This is a genomic window from Microbulbifer variabilis, from assembly GCF_052468405.1.
Genome location: NZ_CP174343.1, coordinates 4056406 through 4077901, shown reverse-complemented (window position 1 = coordinate 4077901; position 21496 = coordinate 4056406). Strand labels below are relative to the sequence as shown.

Annotated in this window: 18 protein-coding genes; 13 read left to right on the top strand and 5 right to left on the bottom strand. The window is 49.3% G+C overall.

Features of this window, described 5'->3' with window-relative positions; all coding sequences use genetic code 11:
* Positions 1 to 102 precede the first annotated feature (102 nt).
* The 4 genes from ahcY to ACJJJB_RS18450 all read left to right on the top strand — a co-directional run bounded on the left by ahcY (position 103) and on the right by ACJJJB_RS18450 (position 3745).
* Positions 103 to 1488: an adenosylhomocysteinase gene (gene ahcY / locus ACJJJB_RS18465; RefSeq protein WP_026305161.1), complete on the top strand. Its 1386-nt coding sequence runs from the start codon at positions 103 to 105 to the stop codon at positions 1486 to 1488.
* Positions 1489 to 1549: 61 nt separating this feature from the next.
* The gene (gene metF / locus ACJJJB_RS18460; RefSeq protein ID WP_020414037.1) at positions 1550 to 2389 is read left to right on the top strand and encodes a methylenetetrahydrofolate reductase [NAD(P)H]; all 840 of its coding nucleotides are present in this window, start codon (positions 1550 to 1552) and stop codon (positions 2387 to 2389) included.
* 80 nt (positions 2390 to 2469) lie between these two features.
* Positions 2470 to 3150, top strand: a complete 681-nt coding sequence (locus ACJJJB_RS18455; RefSeq protein WP_444945946.1) for a pseudouridine synthase — start codon at positions 2470 to 2472, stop codon at positions 3148 to 3150.
* Between the two features lie 133 nt (positions 3151 to 3283).
* Positions 3284 to 3745: a hypothetical protein gene (locus ACJJJB_RS18450; protein WP_444945947.1), complete on the top strand. Its 462-nt coding sequence runs from the start codon at positions 3284 to 3286 to the stop codon at positions 3743 to 3745.
* Positions 3746 to 3782: 37 nt separating this feature from the next.
* Here the strand turns inward: ACJJJB_RS18450 and ACJJJB_RS18445 are convergent, their stop codons facing one another.
* Positions 3783 to 6137 (bottom strand): Tex family protein, encoded by a 2355-nt coding sequence (locus tag ACJJJB_RS18445; protein WP_445365291.1) that lies wholly within the window; start codon positions 6135 to 6137, stop codon positions 3783 to 3785.
* A gap of 298 nt (positions 6138 to 6435) precedes the next feature.
* On the opposite strand from ACJJJB_RS18445, the gene ACJJJB_RS18440 reads away from it, so the two are divergent.
* From ACJJJB_RS18440 to ACJJJB_RS18415, 6 genes are all read left to right on the top strand, one after another.
* Entirely contained in the window at positions 6436 to 7677 is a 1242-nt protein-coding gene (locus tag ACJJJB_RS18440; protein ID WP_445365290.1) for an efflux RND transporter periplasmic adaptor subunit, read from the top strand.
* Positions 7677 to 10808: an efflux RND transporter permease subunit gene (locus ACJJJB_RS18435; protein WP_282952117.1), complete on the top strand. Its 3132-nt coding sequence runs from the start codon at positions 7677 to 7679 to the stop codon at positions 10806 to 10808. Before ACJJJB_RS18440 ends, ACJJJB_RS18435 begins: the two co-directional genes overlap by 1 nt.
* Before the next feature lie 135 nt (positions 10809 to 10943).
* Positions 10944 to 11690: a 16S rRNA (uracil(1498)-N(3))-methyltransferase gene (locus tag ACJJJB_RS18430; protein WP_020414042.1), complete on the top strand. Its 747-nt coding sequence runs from the start codon at positions 10944 to 10946 to the stop codon at positions 11688 to 11690.
* A gap of 52 nt (positions 11691 to 11742) precedes the next feature.
* Positions 11743 to 12108 carry a hypothetical protein gene (locus ACJJJB_RS18425; protein WP_020414043.1) on the top strand — a complete coding sequence of 122 codons (366 nt, stop codon included), beginning with the start codon at positions 11743 to 11745 and terminating at the stop codon, positions 12106 to 12108.
* A 14-nt stretch (positions 12109 to 12122) separates the two neighbouring features.
* Positions 12123 to 12770: an HAD family hydrolase gene (locus ACJJJB_RS18420; RefSeq protein ID WP_020414044.1), complete on the top strand. Its 648-nt coding sequence runs from the start codon at positions 12123 to 12125 to the stop codon at positions 12768 to 12770.
* A gap of 104 nt (positions 12771 to 12874) precedes the next feature.
* The gene (locus ACJJJB_RS18415; protein ID WP_020414045.1) at positions 12875 to 13447 is read left to right on the top strand and encodes an OmpA family protein; all 573 of its coding nucleotides are present in this window, start codon (positions 12875 to 12877) and stop codon (positions 13445 to 13447) included.
* Between the two features lie 77 nt (positions 13448 to 13524).
* On the opposite strand, the gene ACJJJB_RS18410 is transcribed toward ACJJJB_RS18415, so the two are convergent.
* Entirely contained in the window at positions 13525 to 15228 is a 1704-nt protein-coding gene (locus tag ACJJJB_RS18410; protein WP_445365289.1) for a phytoene desaturase family protein, read from the bottom strand.
* A gap of 151 nt (positions 15229 to 15379) precedes the next feature.
* Between ACJJJB_RS18410 and ACJJJB_RS18405 the strand changes: the two genes are divergently transcribed.
* Both ACJJJB_RS18405 and map read left to right on the top strand, forming a co-directional pair.
* Entirely contained in the window at positions 15380 to 15586 is a 207-nt protein-coding gene (locus ACJJJB_RS18405) for a ParD-like family protein (RefSeq protein ID WP_020414047.1), read from the top strand.
* Positions 15579 to 16355: a type I methionyl aminopeptidase gene (gene map / locus ACJJJB_RS18400; protein WP_020414048.1), complete on the top strand. Its 777-nt coding sequence runs from the start codon at positions 15579 to 15581 to the stop codon at positions 16353 to 16355. Before ACJJJB_RS18405 ends, map begins: the two co-directional genes overlap by 8 nt.
* Before the next feature lie 133 nt (positions 16356 to 16488).
* Here map and ACJJJB_RS18395 read toward each other — a convergent pair whose 3' ends face one another.
* Positions 16489 to 17967: a tetratricopeptide repeat protein gene (locus ACJJJB_RS18395; RefSeq protein ID WP_020414049.1), complete on the bottom strand. Its 1479-nt coding sequence runs from the start codon at positions 17965 to 17967 to the stop codon at positions 16489 to 16491.
* Positions 17968 to 18567: 600 nt separating this feature from the next.
* On the opposite strand from ACJJJB_RS18395, the gene ACJJJB_RS18390 reads away from it, so the two are divergent.
* Positions 18568 to 19215 carry an SOS response-associated peptidase family protein gene (locus tag ACJJJB_RS18390; RefSeq protein WP_445365288.1) on the top strand — a complete coding sequence of 216 codons (648 nt, stop codon included), beginning with the start codon at positions 18568 to 18570 and terminating at the stop codon, positions 19213 to 19215.
* Positions 19216 to 19262: 47 nt separating this feature from the next.
* Here the strand turns inward: ACJJJB_RS18390 and ACJJJB_RS18385 are convergent, their stop codons facing one another.
* Positions 19263 to 20090 (bottom strand): prolyl hydroxylase family protein, encoded by an 828-nt coding sequence (locus ACJJJB_RS18385; protein ID WP_445365287.1) that lies wholly within the window; start codon positions 20088 to 20090, stop codon positions 19263 to 19265.
* Positions 20091 to 20116: 26 nt separating this feature from the next.
* Entirely contained in the window at positions 20117 to 21445 is a 1329-nt protein-coding gene (locus ACJJJB_RS18380) for an aldehyde dehydrogenase family protein (RefSeq protein WP_445365286.1), read from the bottom strand.
* Positions 21446 to 21496 lie beyond the last annotated feature (51 nt).

Here is a 21496-nt window from a genome sequence, read left to right as displayed (position 1 = left end):
CTCACTTCTTAAGGCGGTGGCTCCTATTTCTGAATTGGGAGCTACTAAATTGGAGCGATAAAGCTCCAATGTAATAACAATTTTTATTGGACATTAAATAGCATGAACCAGATGAGTACTGAATTTAAAGACTTCAAGATCGCGGATATTTCCAAGGCTGAATGGGGCCGCCGTGAAATCGAAATCGCTGAAGGCGAAATGCCGGCACTGATGACTTTGCGGGAAAAATATCGTGCAGACCAACCCCTCGCAGGTGCGCGTATCATGGGTTGCATTCATATGACCATCCAGACCGCGGTTCTGATTGAGACTCTGGTTGCCCTGGGTGCAGAAGTGCGCTGGTCTTCTTGTAATATTTTCTCAACCCAGGATCACGCTGCTGCGGCCATTGCCGCAAGTGGCATTCCGGTATTTGCCTGGAAGGGCGAGACTGAGGAAGAGTATGAGTGGTGTCTGGAGCGCACTGTTGGTGCCGATGTCGCCGGCTGGCAGCCGAATATGATTCTCGATGATGGTGGAGATCTTACCGAACTGCTGCATCGTAAGTACCCTGATATTCTCGATAACTGTCACGGTATTAGTGAAGAGACTACCACTGGTGTACACCGCTTGCAGGACATGTTGCGTGAAGGCACCTTAAAGGTACCGGCAATCAACGTAAATGACTCTGTTACTAAGAGTAAAAACGACAATAAATATGGTTGTCGTCACAGTTTGAACGATGCGATCAAGCGTGCTACCGACCATCTGTTGGCTGGTAAAAAAGCATTGGTTATCGGTTACGGAGATGTGGGTAAAGGTTCAGCGGCCTCCCTGCGCCAGGAAGGCATGATTGTAAAAGTGTCTGAAGTAGATCCGATTTGCGCTATGCAGGCCTGCATGGATGGTTTTGAGCTGGTGTCCCCGTACATTGACGGTATCAACACCGGCACTGCGGAAGGTATTAATAAGGAGTTGCTGGCCAATACTGACTTGATCGTAACGACTACCGGTAATGCCAATGTATGCGATGCGCATATGCTTTCAGCTCTGAAGAGCGGCGCAGTTGTGTCGAATATCGGTCACTTTGATAACGAGATTGATACTGCCTTTATGCGTGAGAACTGGGAGTGGCAGGAAGTTAAGCCCCAGGTACATAAAGTGGTGCGCAACAGTGAGACCAATGATCACCTGCTGCTGCTATCCGAGGGCCGCCTGGTAAACCTTGGTAATGCTACTGGTCACCCCAGCCGTATTATGGACGGCTCTTTTGCTAACCAGGTTCTCGCGCAGATTCACTTGTTTGAAGAGAAGTTTGCTGACCTACCTGCAGACCAAAAAGTATCTGCACTGTATGTAAAAGTACTGCCCAAGCGCCTCGATGAAGAAGTAGCCCGCTATATGGTTGAAGGTTTTGACGGCGTGATTACCCGTATGACAGAAGAGCAGGCTAAATATATCGGTGTTTCCGTGGACGGTCCGTTCAAACCAGAAAGTTACAAATACTAATATCCTCATCAAAGGCACCGGCTTAGCCGGTGCCTAAATTTCGGAGGGCCTGGAAAATAAAATGAAAAACTCCATTCGCATCAGTTTCGAATTTTTCCCACCCAAAACCCCCGAAGGTCGCGCAAAGCTGTATAAAACCCGCGAGGCTTTACAGGCGTTTAACCCTGAATTTTTCTCTGTCACTTATGGTGCTGGTGGCACTACGCGAGAGACCACCTCGAATATCGTCACTGATATGCGTCGCGATGGTATCTCAATTGCACCCCATTTATCTTTCGGTGGTGATAATGAAGAGACAATACTCGGTTTATTGAATACATACCAAGAGGCAGGTGTAAACCGTATTGTAGCACTTCGTGGTGATATGCCCTCTGGTATGGGAGCTGTGGCGCAACTGGTATATGCGAATGAGTTGGTGGCTTTTATTCGTCGCCATACAGGCGATCATTTCCACCTGGAAGTTGCCGCTTACCCGGAAATACATCCGGAGTCCAATAGCTATGACGATGATATACGTTATTTAAAGGGAAAATTTGAGGCAGGTGCCAACAGTGCCCTGACCCAATATTTTTACAACCCCGATTCTTATTTTTATTTTGTTGACCAGTGTGAAAAGGCTGGCATTGATGCACCGATTTATCCAGGAATTATGCCGATTATCAATTTTGATAATTTAGTACGCTTCTCACGCAATTGCGGTGCTGAAATTCCACGATGGCTGAAAAAGCGGATGGAGAGTTACCAAAGTCCAGAGGATGTTCGTAAATTAGGGCTGGAATTGGTTACTGATTTATGCGAAACCCTGTTGGAGGGTGGCGCACCCGGGTTGCATTTTTATACGATGAATCAGGTTGATACCTCTGCACATATTCTGAAATCTCTAGGCCTAGGGGCAAAATGACCTCTCGCTTTTGAAGGAATATTGGGTTCTCAAACCGCAGGAAGGGATTGGTATCAGATAGCATTTTTTAAGAGTTAGTGATGCGCAAGTACAACCCTCCCACAGAGCCCTATCTCTCTGTGGTTTTTGAAGATAGTTCCTTGCTGATATTGGATAAGCCGAGCGGACTCCTTAGCGTGCCTGGTCGTGATCCTGCCAACAAAGATAGTTTGGCCAGCCGGGTTCAGCAGCGCTACCCGGAAGCCTTGACTGTCCATCGCCTGGACATGGATACATCGGGACTTGTGGTGATGGCACGTGGCCCTGAGATTCATAGGAAACTCAGTATTCTTTTTCAAACTCGTGAAGTTAATAAAACTTATCTAGCTCGAGTATGGGGGATTCCTGAAGAGGAATCTGGAGAAGTAAACTTGCCGCTTATTTGTGATTGGCCAAATAGGCCGAGGCAAAAAGTGGATTTCCAAGTAGGTAAACCTTCCCTCACTTATTGGGAAAGGGTATCCAGTTCAGATAGTAGTAGTTTAATACGCCTAAATCCAATAACTGGGCGGTCACACCAATTGAGAGTACATATGCAGGCGATGGGTTATCCGATCTTAGGTGACCCTTTCTATGCTCCTTCTGAAGTGTTAAGTGCAGCTCCAAGGCTATTGCTTCATGCCAATGAGCTTGATTTTGATCACCCCGATACAGGGGAAAAACTGCATTTTTCCATTCCTCTACCAGTATCTTTCAGTGCGGAGCAAGAAAGAGGCTACTGATGAATCTTATTAGAGATTTATATATTCAATATCTGGCTTGACGGGATACACCGACACAGAGCAATATTGCGCCGTCCGCACCATGCTATTTAGTTTTGGTGGTTTGCGTTTTTTGTAATTCCAGGATTTAGTAGTGATTAAAAGAATATTTACAGTATGTACTATTGCAGGGACTTTTACTTTGGCGGGCTGTGCCACCATATTTGATGGAGCTAACCAGGATATCATTGTATCTACCTTAAACGATAACTCTCCAGAGCAAACACTCTGTAATATTAAAAATGAAGAGGGAGAGTGGCGTGTCATTGCCAATACAACTTCAGTTATCCATAAAGATGGCAACCAGTTACAAGTAGAGTGTGAGAATGAGAGTCAGAAGGGCACAGGTAGTGCAAGCCCTAGCTTTCAGGCGCAGTGGCTGCTTTTGGATCTCGTTTGGGACGGGTGCATCCTGACAGCTTCTTGTATTATTGATGGAGTAAATAATGCATTTTATAAATACCCATCCTCAGTAATAGTAAATATGGCTGAGAAGCAAGAAGTTGTGCCAGAGGTTAAACCACAAGGCGAGTTAAAAGAAAAAACGGTCCTTTAAAGGACCGTTTTTTCTTTTAATGTTTGTAGTCGGTTAGTTATTTCTTTTTGTTCATGGCTGCAGCCAGAATATCCCCCATACTACCACGGCTGCTAGCTTGGGCCCCCTTCTGCTGTCGACTGCCTTGCTGTTTGTTGTAGCGCTGAGCCTGGCGATTTTCCCGTTGATCACCTTTTTTAACACCTCCGCTTCCCTGTTCTCCTGGTTCGTCGGAGAGACGCATGGAAAGGCCAATACGCTTGCGGGCAACGTCCACTTCCATCACTTTTACTTTTACAATATCGCCGGCTTTAACCACCTCATGGGGATCTTTGACGAACTTTTCTGAGAGTGCGGAAATATGCACCAGGCCGTCCTGGTGCACACCGATATCCACAAAGGCACCGAAGTTGGTGACATTGGTTACGGTACCTTCAAGAACCATAGCCGGGCGCAGGTCCTTGATTTCCTCCACGCCCTCTTCAAAACGAGCGGTGCGGAATTCCGGACGCGGGTCGCGACCGGGCTTCTCCAGTTCGGCGATGATGTCGGTAACGGTGGGTACCCCGAACTTTTCGTCGGTGTAGTCCGCTGGATTCAGGCGACGCAGGAAGGCGGAGTCACCGATCAGGCTGTTGATCTCACGGCTGCTTTTCTCGGCGATGCGTTTTACCACAATGTAGGATTCCGGGTGTACGCCGGATTTATCCAAGGGGTTATCGCCATTGTTAATGCGCAGGAATCCGGCGGCTTGCTCAAAGGCCTTTGGGCCAAGGCGAGGGACTTCCATCAGTTGTCTACGATTTTTAAAGGCACCGTTTTGGTCGCGATAGCTGACGATGTTGCTGGCGATAGAGGCAGTCAGGCCAGAAACTTTGGCCAGCAGTGGTGCTGAGGCGGAGTTCAGCTCTGCACCGACACCGTTTACACAGTCTTCTACTACAGCGTCGAGGGAGCGCGCTAACTGTGTCTGTGACACATCGTGTTGATATTGGCCAACACCAATGGATTTGGGTTCGATCTTTACAAGTTCTGCCAGCGGGTCCTGCAGACGGCGGGCGATAGAGATAGCGCCGCGAATAGTCACGTCCAGGTCAGGGAATTCCCGAGCGGCAAATTCAGAGGCAGAGTACACAGATGCACCAGCCTCGTTCACCACTACTTTCTGCGCGCTGAGTTTGTATTGCTTGATAGTTTCGCCTACAAACTTATCGGTCTCACGGCTGGCGGTGCCGTTGCCGATAGCGATCAGGCCCACATTATATTTGTTGCATAGGGCTGCGATAACAGCAGCGGACTCCTGATGGCGGTTCTGTGGTGGGTTGGGGAAGATAGCGGTGTGGTCCAGTATTTTACCGGTGGCATCTACCACTGCTACTTTGACGCCGGTGCGCAGGCCTGGGTCCAGGCCGATAGTGGCTTTTTGTCCAGCAGGTGCCGCTAATAACAAGTCTTTAAGGTTGCGGGAGAATACCTTGATCGCTTCTTCCTCGGCTTTTTCTCGCAGTTCACCCAGCAGGTCGGTTTCCAGTGCGGTAAGCAGCTTGATACGCCAAGTCCAGCGCACTACTTCGCCGAGCCACTTATCTGCAGAGCGTCCTTCATCGCTAATATCGAAGTGTCTCGCAATCATGGTTTCACAAGGGTGGCCGGCGGTGGGGGGAGCTCCCTCCTCCTCTGGCAAACCTACGCTGATAGCGAGGATGCCCTCATTGCGGCCGCGAAAAATTGCCAGGGCGCGGTGAGAGGGAACCTTGGACCAGTCTTCGGCATACTCGAAGTAATCGCGGAACTTGGCTCCCTCTTCTTCTTTACCATCCAGCAGTTTGGATTTGACCTGCCCATCCCGTTTGAGGAATTCGCGCAGTTTGCCCAGAAGCTCGGCATCCTCGGCGAATCGTTCCATCAGGATGAATTTGGCCCCGTCCAGGGCAGCTTTGATGTCTTTTACTTGTAGGGAGGCGTCTTCGTGGTCGGTGTTGAGATATTGCTGAGCTTCTACAGCAGGGTCTAGGCTGGGATCGTTAATCAGCGCATTAGCCAGTGGCTCCAGTCCCGCCTCTATGGCAATTTGTCCTTTGGTGCGACGTTTGGGTTTGTAGGGAAGGTAGAGGTCTTCGAGGCGGTTTTTGGTGTCGGCACTGTTGATCTGTTGCGCCAGCTCCGGAGAGAGTTTGCCCTGTTCATCAATACTTTTCAGGATGGCTGCGCGGCGCTCTTCCAGTTCACGCAGGTAGCGTAGGCGATCTTCCAGATTGCGTAATTGGGTGTCATCCAGGGCCCCAGTCACCTCCTTCCGGTAGCGGGCGATAAATGGCACAGTGGCGCCTTCATCGAGCAGGGATACTGCGGCCGTGACTTGTTGTGGGCGTACATTGAGTTCTTCGGCGATGCGAACGTTGATATCCAGCATTTGATGTTTACATCCGTTTTCCGGGGGATTTCGTACCTCTAGGAGCGGGGTTTGACCGGGAACTAGCCCATCGGTTTCCTTGGCTTTGTGCGGCCCGCCTGTCTCTCCTACAACGGTAAATTGGGTCGGGCATTATGCGTTACCAGAGCGTTGCGAGAAAGGTTTGCGATAGGGCACAAACTCGTGCGGCAACCTGCATCCAAATACACGCTTATCTGCGTCGAACATCTGTAAAATGCGCGCTAATTAAAATTTGACCAGTTTCGGTCACAAAATGGGGTAGAGGGTGCCTGTGAAAGTGTCGAGCAAGAACAAGCTGTTACTTATCGTTGTGGCCATTGGGGCGGCTGCAATTTCCTTGGTGGTTGCACTGAAGCCCAAACCTGAGGAGAAACCACCGGAAGCGGTGGTGCCGCCAGTTGCGGATGTTCTCTATGTGGAGCCAGGCCGCCAGACACTGCTGGTGCCCAGCCAGGGTACAGTGCATGCCCGCCACGAAATTGAAGTGGTGGCTCGTGTTGGTGGTGTTATCGAAAGCGTTGCCGATGCCTTTGTACCCGGTGGATTTTTCTCAAAAGGGGAGCCCCTGCTGAAGTTTGAGCAAGCCGATTACATTTACAAAGTAACTCGCGCTGAGTCACAGTTAGCCGACGCTAAGTCAGCCCTGGCTCAGGAGCAGGGCCGTGCCAAGCAGGCCAAGCGTGAATGGCGCGATTTGGGTAGTGAAGAGGCAAATGCCCTGTTCTTGCGTAAGCCCCACCTGGCAGCAGCAGAGGCCGCCGTGGCAGCAGCGGGCGCGGATCGCGATCAAGCCAAACTGGACTTGAAGCGCACAACGATAACAGCGCCTTTTGCAGGCCGTGTGGTTGAAACCTATGTCGATCTGGGTCAGTACATCACCCCTGGAACCAGGTTGGCGAAAATCCACAGTACCGGTATTGCCGAAGTGCGTCTGCCCCTGACTGATCAGCAACTTGCCCTACTCGATCTCCCATTGGGTAAAACAATTGAAAATGGCCCTGAAGTGCGGCTCCAGGCAGTAGTGGCTGGGCGTGAACGGGAGTGGCGTGCGAAGCTCGTACGTACCGAGGCGAGCATCGATCCTAATAGTCGCTTTATTTTTGCTGTGGCCCAGGTACAGAACCCTTACAAAGGCGATGCACCGCTGATGAATGGTCTTTTTGTTGAGGCGGATATCGCCGGCAGGACCTTCGATGATGTGGTGGAATTGCCACGCCAGGCATTGCATGAAGGAGACCACCTTTTGGTTTTGAATGAAGAGAGCAAGCTCATATTCAAAGAAGTGGAGTTACTGCAGAGCATTGGTGACAAGGTTTGGTTACGTGGTGAAATCGCTACTGGTGATCGCGTGGTGGTTTCCAGCTTGGGTTATTCCCGCGAGGGCATGGCACTCACTGCCAATCCTCTTAATGAGAAGCCCGCAGGGTTAATTGACAGTGTCGAGGGCACCTCTGATGCGGCTGCTACAGCGGTCAGTGAGACTGCGGCGGCGAATAACGCCTCACAGGGAGGTCAGTGATGAACGGCATCATTCCCTGGTTCGTGCGCAACAGTAAGGCCGCGAACCTGCTGATGATTATGATCATCATCGGCGGTATTTTTGGTATTAGCGGTATCGATCGCGAAGTTTTCCCGGCTATTCAGCCGGGCATTGTAGAGGTGAATATTTCCTACCCTGGTGCTGGCCCTGCGGAAGTAGAGCAGCAGGTTACTGTGCGTGTTGAAGAGGCGATCGCTGAGGTCAAGGGAATTAAAGAGGTCAACTCTGCCTCGCGCCGTGGCCACTCTTCAGTTGAAGTTCAGGCCGTAGATGGTTATGACGAGCTGCGCCTGCTCAACGATATCAAGGTGCAGGTGGACAGCATCAATACTTTTCCTGAGGGGATTGAGCGCCCAATAATCCGACTGCAAGAGTGGGATACCCAGCTGATGATGATCGCCATCGGCGGCCCGGTTTCCGAGCGTCAGCTCAAGGAAACAGCCCTGGATTTGCGTGACAAACTGACGCTAATCCCCGGTGTGCGCAGTGTGGATATCTGGGGTGAACGCCCCGATGAGCTGTCGATTGAAGTTTCCGAATTGGATCTGCGCCGCTACAACCTGAGCTTTAACGATGTCGCTGATGCGGTGCGTCGCTCATCCCTGGATTTGCCGGCAGGTATGGTGCGTTCGGATCGCGGGGATATCCAGGTTCAGACGCGCGGTCAGGCATACAGTGCTGAGGACTTTGAGCGTATTCCCGTAGTCAGCCGCGCCGATGGCTCGGTATTACTTCTGCGTGATGTGGCTACGGTTCGAGACGGCTTTGAAGAGTACAACAACGTCATTCTCTTTAATGGCAACCCGGCCATGAACCTGCGAGTGGTCCAAGGTGAGCCGTTGGATGTTGTGGGTACCGCTGAGCGGATCAAGACCTTTATGGCAGAGGCTCGAACCCAGCTGCCCCCGGGGATGGAATTTGATATCTGGTTCGACTTCTCCAAGGCCTTTGAAGGTCGTATGAACCTGCTGACTACGAATGCCCTGAGTGGTTTTGTCCTGGTATTTGTAATGCTGATGCTGTTCCTGCGCCCGGCCCTGGCAATATGGGTGACGGTGGGCATTATGGTGGCATTTCTCGGTGCCCTCTGGCTGTTGCCGATCACGGGTGTCAGCCTGAATATGCTGTCACTTTTCGCCTTCCTGTTGATTCTTGGGATTGTGGTGGACGATGCAATTATCGTGGGAGAGGCAGTACACGCAGCTCACGATCGCGGTGTCACAGGCCTGGCAGCTGCGGAGGAAGGAGTAAAGCAGGTTTCTGCTCCGGTAATTTTTGCCGTGACCTCCACCATGGTGTTCTTTATTCCCATGCTGTTTCTGCCGGGTTATACAGCACAGATGATGCTCGCTTTGCCAGTGGTGGTGTTACTGTGTCTGGCATTTTCCCTGGTGGAATCTTTGCTGATTCTGCCGGCGCATTTGGTTGGTATGAAGCCAGAGCAGCCTGCTAAGACCCGCGTGGGTATCAAACTGCAGAAACTTCGTGGGCATTTTGCCGGAGCGATGAAGACTGCCGGTGATAAGTACTACCTGCCCTTGTTGAAGAAGTCGCTCGGTAACAGCCGCAGCACGGTAATGATCTTTATATCGGCTCTCGGGCTTTCCATTAGTGTTTTTATGAGCGGTTATGTGGGTTCCTCCTTCTCGCCGCAGGTACCTTCGGATCTGTTGGAATTACGGGCCAGCATGGCCTCTGGTGAGCCCTTCCATGAAGCAGAACGGGTGATGAACCAGGTGCTGGCTGCGGCAGATAAGCTCGCGGCTGATGAGGAAATGCTAAAGCAAAATAACGGCGAGCCCTTTGTTCAAAACTCTATGGTGTTCAACTGGCGAGGCAATATCTTTGTGATATTGCAGCTGACTGACGGCGAACTGCGCGATGTAACCTCTAAAACTCTGGCATTGCGCTGGCGTCAACTCATCGGCGAAATGCCGGCCAGTGTTGAAGACTTGAATATCGATGCCACCATCAACGATGGGGGCAACGGTATGAGCCTGAACTTGAGCACCGCTTCCGGAGATATGGATGAATTGCGTGCCGCTGCGGATGCGGTAAAGGAGAAGCTCAATACCTATGCCGGTGTATATGATGTTCGTGACAACCTCACCAGTGCCCGCCGCGATATTGAAATCCAGTTGAAGCCTTATGCCACCACCATGGGTATCAATTTGGCAGATGTGGCCCGGCAGGTGCGCCAGGGTTTCTATGGTGAAGAAGTGCAGCGTATTCCCCGCGGTCGTGAAGATGTACGGGTGATGGTGCGCTATCCCCAGGAAGAGCGCGCCAGTGAGGAACAGATGGATCGGGTCCGCATTCGTACGGCGGAAGGTGAGGTACCTTTCTCGGCCGTGGCAGATGCGGTTTATGTACCGGGTTACACCACTATTCGCCGCAATAACCGCGAGCGTACAGTGCGGGTTTTCGCCGAGATCACCCCTAATACTTCCTCTGCGCAGGAAATCCTTAAGGATATGCGCGAAACTCTGGTGCCTGAGCTGAAGCGCCAGTTCCCCGGTTTTTCTTTGAGAACTGCCGGTGAAATGCAGGAAGAGGAGGAGTTTAACGGCGCTATCCTGGCTTTCTTCGTTCTATCGTTGTTTGCGATTTATGCGTTGCTGGCTATTGCCTTCCGCTCCTACTCGCAGCCGCTGCTGATTCTTACTGCAGTACCGTTCGGATTCTTTGGGGCTGTGGTTGGACACCTGTTGATGGGACATAACATCAGCATTATGTCCATGCTCGGCTTCCTGGCTGCAGCGGGGGTAGTGGTGAACGATAACCTGGTACTGATGGATCGTATCAACCAGCTGCGTGCCCAGGGCTGGGCAGTGATGGATGCGGTGGTTCAGTCGGGACGTGACCGTTTCCGGCCGATTATCTTGACCTCCATTACCACCTTTATCGGTTTAGTGCCAATCATGTTCGAGCGCTCTATCCAGGCACAGTTCCTGATCCCGATGGTGATCAGTCTCGCTTTCGGCGTATTGTTTGCTACCGCAGTAACCCTGATCCTGGTGCCAAATCTGTACAAAGTGATAGAGGTGATTCGTCCAAAAAGTAAGCGCCTGGGAGAGGGAGAGGCCCCGGTCTCACTGGAGACAGTGTGACCTGCACCACACCCACAGCAATGGTGGAAATACTCCGCCATTGCTTCTCCAGAGCATAAATGCCTAAACTAACTGCCTGCAAAATGCCGACATTCCAGTCGGCTTTTTTATGGTGTTTTTATAGGATTTATCCCCATGCGCATCCCGCGTATTTTTTCCAGTCAGCCACTGACTACACAACAGGAGGTGGAACTGGATGAGTCCGCTTCACGCCACCTGGTCAAAGTCCTGCGGCTGGGTACTGGCCATCCGCTGACGCTCTTCGATGGTCATGGAGGCGAATACAGTGCAGAGTTGATTGAAACCGGTAAGCGAGCACGGGCACGTACCGGGGAGTTTCGTGGCAAAGACCGCCAGTCTCCACTTGCCTTGACTTTGGCTATCGGTATCTCCCGTGGAGAACGCTTTGATTGGGTGGTGCAGAAGGCTACAGAGCTGGGGGTAGCGACAATCCAGCCGCTGTTTAGTGAACGCTGTGAAGTAAAATTATCTGGCGAGCGATTGCAAAAAAAGCTCAAGCATTGGCGCCAGATTTCGATTAGTGCCTGTGAGCAGTGTGAGCGAAACCTGGTTCCGGAGATTGCCGAGCCGGTAAAACTGACACAATATTTACAAGTCTCTACTCAAGAGTCATCCTCTGTGGCCAGGTTGGTGCTGCATCACCGCACCGAGTTGGATTTACGTCAGTGGCAGGCCGAGCGTGGCAAACCAGATTCTGCGTTGCTACTGGTGGGTCCTGAGGGTGGATTGTCCCAGGCAGAAATCGATATGGCCTTGGCCCAGAACTTCATGCCGCTACGATTGGGGCCGCGGGTGATGCGTACAGAGACCGCACCTATAGCCGCACTGTCAGTGTTGCAGTTCCAATGGGGGGATTTGTAAGCGGATACCTGACGGATAAAATGAATTTAAGTGTATTCAGGGAAGGGAAAGCATGATTAAAGTGATTATATGGCTGCTGGGAATCTCAATTATCGTATTGTCTGCTGCGATTATTGCCCGCCCTAATTTGGCACGGGATCTCAGTGAGCGCTTAAATGAAACTGGTTTTGCCTTTTCCGCCTGGGCAAGAATTATAATCGGTTTAATCCTGTTACTGATCGCAGATACCCGCCACTGGTATATCCTGTTTAATGCGCTGGGTGTGCTGGTTTTGCTCAGCGGCGCCTATATGCTGCAGATTGGTTTTGAGCGCAGCAAGGCGTTGGCGATCAAGATCTCCCATGGCAACGAAAACTTCCTGCGCATAGGTGGTATTGTCGGTGTGATACTCGGCCTGATGCTGCTCTCTGCGCGATGATTTGATGGGGTCCCATGTCTTCCACAGACTTAATTATTTTCGATTGTGACGGTGTGCTGGTAGATAGCGAGAGTATCGTCTGTCGCATACTGGCGGAGGAAATGAATAAGCTCGGAATATCCACTACCGCAGAGGAGTTGGATGAGCAGTTCAGTGGGCGGCCCGCCAAGGACTGCCTGCTGGAGATCGAGAAGCGTTACGGTGGCCCCCTGCCCGATCACTACTTTGGCAATACGGAACGCCTGATTCGTGAGGCCTTCCATGCAGAATTGCAGCCTGTAGCCGGTATTGAAGGCTTGCTCGATCAGTTGCAGAAGATAGGCTTGCGCAGCTGTGTCGCCTCCTCCGGTTCTCATAAGAAAATGCAGCTAACCCTGAATAAAACCGGGTTGTACGAGTATTTTGACGGCAGAATATTCAGCGCCGAAGATGTATCCCGTGGCAAACCATGGCCAGAACTTTTCCTTCATGCGGCTGATACCATGGGGGTTGTCCCCGGGCGCTGCCTGGTAGTGGAGGACTCCATTTCCGGTGTCCAGGCCGCAGTGGCGGCGGGTATGCGCGTAGTGGGCTTTAGTGGCCACCCTGTACGTGCGCCTCAGCTCGAGAAGCAGGGGGCGCGGGTGGTGAGCGATATGATGGCGGTTTTGAATTTTATATGAGGGAGCCGTGCGGCCTGTAACTGCCAGCGATTGTCCCGCCTCTGCTTTGAGGATTTCAGGGCGTCTACACTGAATCTGACGTCTAGAAACCGGAAGTCCTGTTTATGGCGGGCAAATACACTTTCGTCTGCTGTTTTTCCCTACTGGTGATACTTATCGCCGGTTGCCCCGATCCCAATAAGAAATATGCGCTGAAACCCCTAACCGAGGTTCAGTCGGGTGAGAGTGAAAAGGCTGCGCGCCAAGCAGCCCCTTTTGCAGATGAACTGGTGCGCTTTCTGCGTGGGAATCCTCGAAAGGGTGGCGATACTTTTATCTTGCGCCTGGAGTTTGACCCAGGCGGTTTCGCTCCACGCATGGATAGTATTGGCGACTTGGAAGCCCTGCTGGTTATCATGCGTGACTTCCCAGACCTGCGAATCACCATCGAAGGACATACCGACAATGATGGCGACCCCAAGAAGAATCTGCATCTGTCCCAGTGGCGAGCCGATTGGGTAAGGCACTTTCTGGTGGAAAGGGGGATATCGACTGAACGTATGGAAGCCCAGGGTTATGGCGATACTGACCCGATCGCCGATAACAGCAGTAAAGAGGGGCAGAGAGAGAATCGCCGCTTGGTAATCAGGGTTTTGAATTTTGATCGGGTGCCCAGCAAGTTGCCAAGGCGCCAATAGCTTCGGCTTAATTGTTCCCTTTAAAACTAAACCCAGCGTATCGCAGCCAGGTTTAGTAGTAAGGTTAGGTGTCTTGATTAACCGGTAGCTTTGCTAAGCCCCTCTGCCTCATTGTTTCCTTTCTGTTCTGGTTTACTTGTAAATACCTGGCGCATTAGTTTGGCTCCCTGACGCCAGCCGAGGATACTCTGTGCGGTTAGTACACCTGAAATCATAGCGCCGGCAACACCACAGCTCATTACATCCTGGCCGGTTAGATATAAGCCTTTGAGTCGGGTTTGGGGGCGCAGCCAGCTTTGCTCGAAGCGGTTTGGGTCGTGATCAAGTCCGTAAATTTCACCTTGGGGATAAAAGCAGAAATAGTCTGTAGAGAGTGGTGTGGATAGCTCGTAATAGTCAATTTGCCCGCGCAGATGTGGGAAGTGCTTGTAAAGATGCTCCAGCAGGCGCTGGCTAAATTCTTCTTTCAAGGCTTCGTAATCATCACCCCGTTTGCCCCAGGGCTTTTCATGCCACTGGGTAAACCAGTCATAGTTGGCTGGAGCCACAATTTCTATAGTGGCACGTCCCGGATAGCGTTGAGTAAAGGTAGGGTCCTTGGCCGAAGGAAAGGAGATGTAGGTTAAAGGAATATCCTTGCTGCTGTCCTGCAGGAATTCCTGCATGTCTTTCTCATAATTATCGCTGGTGTATAGCCAGTAATTGGTTTTGGGTAGCTGTAACTCTTCCGCAGTTTTTTCCAAGCCAATATAAAGGCAGAGGTGGGACATGGAGCGGTTAACAGTTTTGAGATCGCGCGTATACCCAAGGCGCTCGCTAGCACTTTGTGGCAACAGTTTTTCAAAAGTATTGAAAACTCCGGCCCCGGAAATTACCAGTGGAGCTTCTATTTCCGTGCCATCGGACATACGAACCCCGCGGACATGGTTACCATCCAGGAGAACGGTCTCCACAGTGGCATAAGTGAAGACTTCACCACCACTGGCTTGTATTTGAGGAATAATGGTTTCGGAAATTTTACTGGCACCACCAACTGGGTAATAGCCACCATATAAGTAATGCTTGGCAATTAATGCATGAATAATAAAACTACTCTCGGCAGGGGTCATACCGTTGTCACCCCATTGGCCTGTGAGCACTGAAATCAGTTTTTCATTTTGGGTAATCTCGCCCAGCACCTCACGGGTAGTTTTGTTCAGCCATGAGGGGTCGCGTAGCTTTCGCCACAGGCGCACTAAAGGGGTGCACCAGGAGGGAAGAAGTTTTTCCAGTGCTAGACGCTGCATTGATTTGGCTACTTCATTGAGGCGGCCAAGGTAACGTTCGATATTTTCCCGCTCATTGGGAAAATGCTTCGTCAACTCGTCAATAAAGTTCTGGCGTCCTGCACGTAAGTCGAATTGCTCCTCGCCTATACATATCCGGTCGTAAATTTCATCCATTGGCGCCCAATGCAGCTGGTGGCCGGAGATAAAATCAAAAATTTTACGCGTCATAGTGGGATGTTGGCCTACATCGCCGATGTAGTGCACACCAACATCCCACTCATAGCCATTGCGGTCGTAGGCATGGGTATAACCGCCTGCGGTGTAGTGCTGCTCCAACACCAGCACTTTTTTACCGGTAGCGCTGAGCATTGCTGCAGTAGTGAGGCCACCTATCCCCGAGCCTATTACCAGGGCGTCATAGGGCCCTTCCAAACGGCTTGGGCGATAGCGCCGGCCAATACGAAGGCGGCTCGGCTTAGGTGCACTGCGCTTCTTTTCGGTGGTATCGGTCATGGTGGCCTCATAGCTATTGTTGTTATTCGTTAACAATATCGCCCCCTTAACCTCTATGCAATAAGTTGCATAATTCAATTGCCTCAACTCCCTATACGAATTAGAAAAATAGCTATACACTATGTATATCAAACGTATATGGATTGTATAAATGGGTATTGTCAAAATTTCTGATGATTTACACGATGAGATTCGCAAAGCCAGTGCAACCCTGGCGCGTTCAATTAACGCTCAGGCTGAGTACTGGATAAAGATTGGCATGCTGGCTGAGCTGAACCCGGAGCTGACTTACAGCCAGTTATGTAAGAAGTTGTTGCGCACTGAGTCTTTCACTTTGGAAGAGTTGGTTCGTGAGTAATATTAAGATCAAGAGTGTAAGAGAGCAGCAGTTGATGCGTGCCTCCGGTGAATTACTCAGCCGTGTTTTTGGCATGCTTGATGATTTCGTGAAACCGGGCATTACCACCATGGAAATTAATAATCAGGTGGAGGCGTTTATTGTTCGGGAACTAAAAGCACGGCCAGCCAGTAAAGGTCAGTACGACTACCCTTACGCTCTCAATACTTCAGTTAATGAAGTGGTCTGTCATGGTATGCCGCGACAGGGGCAGGTGCTGCGCGATGGTGACATTTTGAATGTGGATATTACCCTGGAAAAATCGGGCTATATCGCAGACTCCAGCAAAATGTACATGATCGGCAGTGTCACTCCTATTGCGAAAAAGTTGGTACAGAGCTGCTACGAAGCTATGTGGGCAGGAATCCGTACAGTTAAGCCAGGGGCAACTCTGGGTGATATTGGGAATGCAATACAGCGCTATACGGAGCGACAGGGGTTTAGTGTGGTGCGTGAATATTGTGGGCATGGCATCGGACAGGAAATGCACGAGGAGCCGCAAGTGTTACATTATGGCCGTGCTGGCAGTGGGGTCATTCTGCAGGAAGGGATGACATTTACCATAGAGCCTATGATTAACCAGGCTAATCGAAAGACAAAGTTGAAAAAAGATGGCTGGACCGTTGTGACCAAAGACGGAAAATTATCGGCCCAGTGGGAGCATACAGTTTTGGTTACTGCGGATGGCTATGAAGTCTTGACCTTGAGAGAAGAAGAAAAAGGGCATTAGTCTACTAAATTACTATTCCCAGGTTACGCATCAGTCAGGTCTTTAGTATTTTGAAAATTCTTAATTTATGCCCCATCTTAATCTTCATAAAGTTAAAATAGGGGCTTAGATAAAATGCCCTTAGAGTATAGGGTTACGTCGATTTTTTTGCAGTTGGCTCGGTTTCGATGACAGACTCATTTTCAATCCGCTTGAGTAGTTTTTTTGTCCGTACGCGGACTTTTGCATCGTGGGACCAAGCCAGAGTCCTCTCAAGGAAAGGCTTGGCTAGCTTTGGTTTTTTGATTTCAGCCAGAAAAAAACCAATAGAGCCATTGATTTCAATGCTATTTGGATTTTGTTGGTAAGCGGCCATCATGGTCTTTAAGGCGTCGATAGTAGAGCCTTTTCTCTGCTGAGCCATCCATTTAAACTGATACGCCGAAAGTGAATTTGGATTTAGTTTTATAGCTATATCAGCATAATCCAAGATTTTGGAGTAGCTCTTATCGTCCCATTGATTGGATTCAAGATTACTTTCCAGTCGATTGAAGTAATATATGGCTAAATTCGTAGCTACCCGATAGTCTATCTCACCTATCGCTATTAGCTTCTCGATAAGTGTACTTGCCGATTCATAATCCTTTTTATAAAACAAAAGATTGGATTTAAGAGAATCAATTGCAGGATCTAAGGTTGACTGTCTTTCTGCTCTTTCCAAGTATCTAAGAGCGAGATCGTACTTTTCCAGATCGATGGCCCTTTCTGCTAAAAGTAGCAGTTTTTCATTTTTGCTGATTTTTCTTTTATTAACTTGAATATCATTTATTGTGAGTTTGACCTCATACCCAGATAGTTTACGCTCTCGTAGATAGTGGACTAATGCAACATCTAATTCTTTCAGTTCAATATTGTAATATATGGGGAATTGCTTTAAGGCATCGCCCCCTTCATTAATTTTTGTTAGGTATTCCTTTGTGGCTTGATTGTACGAACTTTTCCTGGAGTCTTCGCTAAAAAATAAGTAATGAAGTAGTAACCAGGCGCTGCCGTAATACCTGTTATTATATTCTCCGCCTTTTTTTGTTAGATCTGGCTTGATTATTTGTTTGGCTTTTAACGGGCCTTGCTCCAAGCCATAAAGCCTCCACTTGGGGAGATTTCCGATTACTATAGAGTCTTTTTTAATAATAGCGCTTGCTAATAGTTCTGCAAATCCTTCGGAGTACCATTTGGGATAGCGCATACCACCACGTTCTCGCATAAGATGGTGGATATATTCATGGAACATGATTTCTCCGCCATTCAGTATTCCCCGATTGTTTTCCTGGGAAAAAATCAAAGGGCCATTAATTGTATTTGTGTAAAATCCAACTGTACGTCTTGTTCCAGATAATTCATCGAAATCTCTGGACTTTTTGAAGTGATATACCTTGAGCCTTGAATTTTCTGGCCTGTTTTCCAATCCCGTGAGTAGGAGTGAGGCTCTGCGAAACTTTTCTAGATCAAGTAGTAGCTTTTTAGCTTTTTTGGCAGATACATCTGAGTAAACAGTAAAATTTTCGCTTTTATACTCATACCAGTCTCGGCTATGAGCTGAGCTGGATAAAATATATAAAAAAATAACTAACAAACTGGATATTCTAAATTTCATGAAATATTTAAAATTGAGTGTAAATCTTTTGAGGCGTTTGCCTGATGGGATAATCAAATTATACGGGATAAATATGCTCTCAAGATAGTAATCTGGTTATCGGTCTATTTTTGAGCACTCTTTGTGTATGTTTTTTCTCCTGCTTGCTATTAGATGACATCCTGGTCGGATTACGCACTTATCCAGTTGTTGATTCGTGTGCAGACAACTATTTCGTAAGTAGATATTCGTAGATACCTTATTTTCTGGATATAAGTTATCTTGGCAGTTCCTTGTTAATATAAGCTGTCTATATACCATTTTATTTAAAGATTTTAAGTGTATGTTCTAAGGCAATATTTTTGATGGTGAGTCCGTTAGCTCTGTTGTTACCGATCTACTAGTAACAATAAAACTATGTACGCGGTCATCATTATAATCTGTAAGAAGTATGTTCGTTGTTTTCCGGTAGCCCTTGGTATTAATTTACGTCAAGAATATTTTTGATCTTACAATAAATGTGGGCTGTGGAAACTAGCCTTGAGTAGCTTGCGAGGTATACTGGGAAAAAGCTATCAATAGCTAAATAGGAAGCAGAGTATGTGCAGTGTTTTTGATGTAGATAGACAGGCGGAAATGGAGCGCTTTCTCGATATCTACGGTGTAGAGCATCCCGAGCGTATGATCTTTGGTCGTCGCCGCAGGCCCACCCAACAGGTATCGATTGTAACTGGCAGGCATGGTGAGCCCCAAGTGGAAAATGCGATCTGGCACTTGTATCTGGAAAAGGAAGGGGGTAGCTGGAAACCCCATAAAAAATACTGGTCGATCAATAGCAATTGGAAAAAACTGGACAGTCGCCCGGAGTATCGAAAATCCCGCTGCCTGATTCCTGCGACTGCCTGGGTGGAGAGTTTACGTGGTAAGCACCCGGTGGAATTCAGTTATGGCGAGCCCTATTTTTTCTGTGGCCTGTATAAAATCTGGGGTTCCACTTTAAGCTGCTCAATTATTACCCTGGATGCCCATTCGGCGACGAAAATCTATCATGAAAAATCTTTACCAATGATTGTTCCAAAAGATTCAGGTTTTGTGAGCAAATGGCTGAGCGGCAGTACGCATACCGACCAATTTACTGATTTTTTGCAGCCTAAGATAGAGTACGATCACTGTCAGCTGACAGTTAGGCCGGTAGCGCGGGCCACATCAACAGAATATAAAGGTGACCCTGTAATTATAAGTAAATAGGTTTGCTAAATTCGACGGCAGGCTTAGTTCACTGTTGTTTGGTAACATTAACCATCTTGGTGAAATAATATATCTGTACGGATTATATATTTAACCCCACGTTCTATAGGTGTTGAGCTATGTACCCTGTGCAGTGGGTGCATTCCATGGGGAAAACAGAGGACGGACCCTGCTGGAGTGCGTACATCCACGTCTTTCATGGAACTGCCTGTAGGCTGGTGGAGGGGATCATCCCCATTGACTCTAAAGCGAGTGGCTCCACCATCGAAATCCTCGCTGAGTAGCATCAGGAAAGTCATTTCGCTAAAGCAATCCGGGTAGCCGTTGGCGACCAATTGTCCATCAATAATTCTGCTGCCCGGCCAGGCACCGTCGGTATGGAATTTAAAATAATCTCCAGTCCCATAGCGATAAAAGCGAAATCGCTGATTTAGTCCCACTGGTTTGCGCCCGCCAAAATAACTTTCCGGGTCTTGCATCAAATTTTGTACACGCTGCCATACAAGGCGCTCAGTGCTCTCGTCCACAACCCAGGTCAGGTTGTCATTGTGGCGAACGTCCCTGGGCAGAGATACTGCGGCATCTGGCAAGTAACCAACGGCTTCTGTAATTTCAATCAGGCGCTGGCACTCCTCAGCAGAGAATATATTCAGCAGTTGAAAAGCACCAGGTACTTCGGGGATTTCGCGCCTTTCTATATTGGAAGGGATATGCTCTGACAGTGACGCCGGATTTTCCCGATGGGTAGCCCAGGTGGGCAGGGATGGATGCTCCGCTCCTGGTTCCCTGGCAATCACATAAAAATCTTTAATCGGTAGTTTGGATAAATCCTGCGGTGTCGCTGCCGGTGTCTTTTTTAAAGTTACTGTGCTCATTACTTCAAATTCCGCTCAACATATTCTTACAGATTAATAACGGTTAATTGGGCAAATTGGCGGTGGCCGTCGATACCGCCGTGGTAACCGAAACCACTTTGCTTTGCTCCGACCCAGGGTGTGCCTCCAGCGCCTTGATTAATCCCGATCATGCCGGCTTGCAGTCGGTTACTTACTTGTACAGCATCTGCGCCGCCAAAAATCACAGCTCCGAGCCCATAGACTGAATCGTTTGCTCTTTGGATGGCGTCCTCCACATTGTTGAAGCGGTCGATTGCAACTATCGGACCGAAGGTTTCTTCATCCTCCAGCTGCATACCCGGTTGTATTCCGCTAATCACCGTGGGGGGAATAAAGGGTGGTTTTGGTGCTTTTTCTCCAAGCAGCAGCGTTGCGCCTTTTTTTAAAGCATCCTGAATATGATCGACCACTTTTTGGTGTTGGCGCTGGTTGACCAGAGGGCCAATATCGGCTTGTAGGTCCTGCCAGCCCCCTGTGTGATATTGCCGCGCGATGGAAGTCACTGCTTTTTCGAATTGATCGGCAATACCCGCATCCACATAAATACGCTCTGTGGAAGTGCACATCTGGCCTGCATTCTCGAAGCTGGAGGCCACCGCAAATTGGGCGGCTTTTTGAATATCGGCACTGGCCAATACGATCATGGGGTCGTTACCGCCGAGCTCCATCACCAGGCGTTTCAGCGCAGGAGCGGCATTAGTCATAATTTGCTGGCCGGTTGTCCGTGAGCCGGTGAAGGCGATCATATTAATATCCGACTGTGCCAAGGCTTCACCGGTGTGCCTGTCTCCATGAGCAATTTGCAGGATGCCCTCGGGCAGAGTTTCATTCAGGGTTTTTACCAGGAGATCTGCTACCAGAGGAGACTCCTCTGACGGCTTGAGTATTACACTGTTTCCGGCCACCAGAGCGGGTACGAGCAGGTTATTGGCCATGGCCAGTGGGTAATTCCATGGGGAAATTACGGCCACGACACCCAGCGGACGGTATTGGATTTCACTGCCGCCGTTGCATTGTCCCCTTAAAGCTTTGCCGGCGTCCTCCGCCAACCAAATACCACCCTGAATAGCACCGCCGACTTCGTAATTTGCACGTCGAGTATCCTTACCCATTTCACGGCTGATAAGTTGTGCCAGGTTACTTTGTAGCGGCTGCAATTTTTCATAGGCATGTTGCAGAGCCTGTACACGTTGCTGCAATGATTGATTGGCCCAATCAATCTGGGCTTCCCTGGCTTTGGCAACTTTCTTGGAAATGGAATCCCGGTTGCTCACTGCAACACTGCCAACCTGTTCACTGGTAAGGGGATCGATAGAAAATAGAGTTTGGGTCATACCTTGGTCTCAAATAAATGCTGCGGAGTTGTGTTTTATTCACCCCGTAAC

What these genes read in the sequence shown, in the direction of transcription:
- ahcY (WP_026305161.1), top strand. Translation starts at nt 103, where the DNA reads ATGAACCAGATGAGTACTGAATTTAAAGACTTCAAGATCGCGGATATT.
- metF (WP_020414037.1), top strand. Translation starts at nt 1,550, where the DNA reads ATGAAAAACTCCATTCGCATCAGTTTCGAATTTTTCCCACCCAAAACC.
- ACJJJB_RS18455 (WP_444945946.1), top strand. Translation starts at nt 2,470, where the DNA reads ATGCGCAAGTACAACCCTCCCACAGAGCCCTATCTCTCTGTGGTTTTT.
- ACJJJB_RS18445 (WP_445365291.1), bottom strand. Translation starts at nt 6,137, where the DNA reads ATGCTGGATATCAACGTTCGCATCGCCGAAGAACTCAATGTACGCCCA.
- ACJJJB_RS18435 (WP_282952117.1), top strand. Translation starts at nt 7,677, where the DNA reads ATGAACGGCATCATTCCCTGGTTCGTGCGCAACAGTAAGGCCGCGAAC.
- ACJJJB_RS18430 (WP_020414042.1), top strand. Translation starts at nt 10,944, where the DNA reads ATGCGCATCCCGCGTATTTTTTCCAGTCAGCCACTGACTACACAACAG.
- ACJJJB_RS18425 (WP_020414043.1), top strand. Translation starts at nt 11,743, where the DNA reads ATGATTAAAGTGATTATATGGCTGCTGGGAATCTCAATTATCGTATTG.
- ACJJJB_RS18420 (WP_020414044.1), top strand. Translation starts at nt 12,123, where the DNA reads ATGTCTTCCACAGACTTAATTATTTTCGATTGTGACGGTGTGCTGGTA.
- ACJJJB_RS18415 (WP_020414045.1), top strand. Translation starts at nt 12,875, where the DNA reads ATGGCGGGCAAATACACTTTCGTCTGCTGTTTTTCCCTACTGGTGATA.
- ACJJJB_RS18410 (WP_445365289.1), bottom strand. Translation starts at nt 15,228, where the DNA reads ATGACCGATACCACCGAAAAGAAGCGCAGTGCACCTAAGCCGAGCCGC.
- ACJJJB_RS18405 (WP_020414047.1), top strand. Translation starts at nt 15,380, where the DNA reads ATGGGTATTGTCAAAATTTCTGATGATTTACACGATGAGATTCGCAAA.
- ACJJJB_RS18390 (WP_445365288.1), top strand. Translation starts at nt 18,568, where the DNA reads ATGTGCAGTGTTTTTGATGTAGATAGACAGGCGGAAATGGAGCGCTTT.
- ACJJJB_RS18385 (WP_445365287.1), bottom strand. Translation starts at nt 20,090, where the DNA reads ATGAGCACAGTAACTTTAAAAAAGACACCGGCAGCGACACCGCAGGAT.
- ACJJJB_RS18380 (WP_445365286.1), bottom strand. Translation starts at nt 21,445, where the DNA reads ATGACCCAAACTCTATTTTCTATCGATCCCCTTACCAGTGAACAGGTT.